Consider the following 358-nt stretch of genomic DNA (forward strand, 5'->3'; position numbering starts at 1 on the left):
GGTTCGGTGCTGGACTGGGTGATGCAGACGGAGCGCCTCAGCCTGCGTAAGGCGGTGGAGCGGCTGAAGGCGGAGCTGGGCGACAATCCCGCCGTGGCCCCGCTGGCAACACCGGACGAGCCGGAAATCTTCGCGGAAGATGAAGCGGGCCGTCAGCAACTGCTCTCCCGCGTGGTGGAGTTCTACCACCACACGCTGCTGAACGCGCCGGAAGCGATAGCCTACCTGGAAAAGCGCCGCCTTAACCATCCTGAACTGGTCGCCGCCTTTAAGTTAGGCTTCGCCAACCGCACGTTACCTTATCGTCTGCCCGCCGTTAAATCACGGGCGGGCGAGAAGATCCGCGCCCGGCTTAAGG

At 63.7% G+C, this 358-nt stretch carries 1 pseudogene; it reads left to right on the forward strand.

Annotation, left to right across the window (positions count from 1 at the left end):
• Positions 1-358: pseudogene (locus HEM79_RS22420) on the forward strand (DNA primase); the annotation flags it as partial.

The organism is Escherichia sp. 93.0816, from assembly GCF_013368855.2.
GTDB classification, from domain to species: Bacteria; Pseudomonadota; Gammaproteobacteria; order Enterobacterales; family Enterobacteriaceae; genus Escherichia; species Escherichia ruysiae.